The organism is Micromonospora sp. NPDC005163, assembly GCF_053599835.1.
Map to the genome: position 1 here is coordinate 1 of NZ_JBSFYP010000156.1, position 2,171 is coordinate 2,171.

The following is a 2,171-nucleotide window of genomic DNA, read 5'->3' on the forward strand; positions in this document are numbered from 1 at the left end:
CCGCCGAACACGAAGCGCTACACGCGATGACCCACCCGGTCACCGCACCCCTGGAAACCAGATAATCCCGTCTCCATCAAACCCGGGGCTTGACAGAAGATCAAAACGGCTCTCGACGAAACGCTCGCACGCGTCGTGGAAAGCTGCCTCTACCAGCTGCAAGCCTTGCTTGGGGTCGTACGGCGCGGCATTCACGGCCGAGAGGCTAGTCAATCCGCTGGGCCGTCGCTGGCCCGTCTGGGCCGTCGCCGGGCCGTCGGATGCCGACCAGCGATGACCGCCAACGACCAAGAGCGCCAGACGAACAGCAGGTCAGCAGGCCGCAAGAGGCGCTGACGTTATGGGCGACGGACGAGTCGACCTGTACGCCGGATTCTGTACCTGTAGCCGTGAGGGCGCAGTGCTGTGACTGTCTCCGGCTGGACGGGCGACGACTCGCGCTCGCGATCCCAATCCCGATTGGTCAAGCCGAGTACCCGGCAGCGTTCACGAGACGTGTGCGAGGAGGTCCTGTCGGTGGCCAGGCCGTCGCCAGGCCGTCTGCCGATGCATAGTCCTGACCAATGACGGCCAACGACGACGGCGTTTGCCCAGGTGGCGCGGCGTGATCTACGCCGGGACCAGCCCTTGCCCTAGCGGCTTACCTGTAGTTGGTGAACTGGTGCATTGCTGTCGCTAGGGCCGGCCCGACTGACGGTTGACCGCGTCTCGTAGGAAGACGCCACCAAGGACACCGGTCCAGACCGTCAGGGTGTCGAAGGCGAGCCGCTCCATACCGCCCGTCCCCAGACCGAGGTACGTCCCGGCAAGGAAAAGCACACATGCCGCCGTCGCGACCGTGCCGCACATCAGTCCAAAGACCGGTACCCAGCCACGCCACTTCACTGTGGCCAGCCCGAGCAGAAGCATCCCTGCCGCGCCGGGCACCTGTAGCAACGCGCCGGACGTGTGCACCGCAAGGTTCACATCTGCCGGCGCGAACCCGACCAGCACACCGCCGACACCCGCCGCTGCCACCAAGGCCACGCCGATGGTGGCCAGACGGCGCCGTGGCCACTGGCTACGGGTCAGGATCGCTCCGGCCGTAGTGAGCAGTCCCACCAGTACGAACGCGGTGTTCATCCAGGCATGTCGAGGCGAGCACACGTACGACGCGGTGCCGTCGGGACGCTCGAACTGTCCGCACAAGGTGTTGCCCAAATCGCTGATCGTATTCGCCGTGAAGCTGTACGGAGGGTCCCACGACGCCGCCACCAGCGGCTGCGCCGCGAGGTAGCCCAACGTCAGCAGCCAGCAGGCCGCTCCAGCCGCCAGGGCCAACCTGCCCGATCGCCTCGGCGGTCGCGAGCCGGTCAATGTTGTCGCAGCCGTACGCGTCATAGTGACAGCATGATCCTTCTTTGTGTGTTCGACCAGGGACCGGCCGTGGACAGCTTGTCCTGTTGGCCGTAACTCGAAGCTGCGAAGCAGCCAACCGAGCAGCCACGCCGCCGAAAGTCGACGGACCCAGCTGGACGTCAGATGCAGGTTGATGAGGACCAGGACCACGACGACCAGCAGGCCACGACGGACTCGTAATGCGCAGGTCGGCATGACAGCAACGCCGACAGCAACCGAGGCGGGTGGCGGCACCCGACGTCGTACCCCCGCCGCCAGCTTGGCCGAGGTCGTGACCGACTGACCGCGGCGCCGGCTGTGCCTCTTAATCCGCTGGTCCGACCGATGCGGGGTGTAGCAGCGTCTGTAGCAACGATGACGGACGACTGCGCACGATCACGTGCTCCTGGTGGGCCTGAGGGGGGCAGGCCGGCCGGGGGCGGACGTGGTCGTCAGGCTGCCCAGAATTTACAAACGAGGGGTCGAGGCACGGCGGCAGCTGCCGCATACTGCCGGATGACCTACGACCTTGCCGTCTGGGCGGGCAGCCAGCCGGCGGACGACGCAGCCGGCGGCGACCGGCACACATAGGGGCCTGCCGTATGGACGGCTCGCGATGGCAGCCAGGCTGGCGGTGTCAAGGTGAGTGTCTAACTGAGTGACTACGGGTGCGAACACGGCCGCACAACCACGGACGTCGTGGGCCTGCCCCGTTTTGACGGACATCCGAGATCAGGGGACCGGGGGTCTCCGGGAGGATGTCCAGCATCATGGAGAGCATGGGAAAGAAGCGG

General features: G+C 66.2%; 2 protein-coding genes. Both read right to left on the reverse strand.

Annotated features, from left to right (window positions below):
• Window positions 1–39: 39 nt before the first annotated feature.
• Window positions 40–195, reverse strand: a complete 156-nt coding sequence (locus ACWD6N_RS37670) for a hypothetical protein (RefSeq protein ID WP_450006748.1) — start codon at window positions 193–195, stop codon at window positions 40–42.
• A 480-nt stretch (window positions 196–675) separates the two neighbouring features.
• Window positions 676–1,380, reverse strand: a complete 705-nt coding sequence (locus ACWD6N_RS37675) for a DUF998 domain-containing protein (protein ID WP_450006750.1) — start codon at window positions 1,378–1,380, stop codon at window positions 676–678.
• Window positions 1,381–2,171: the final 791 nt, after the last annotated feature.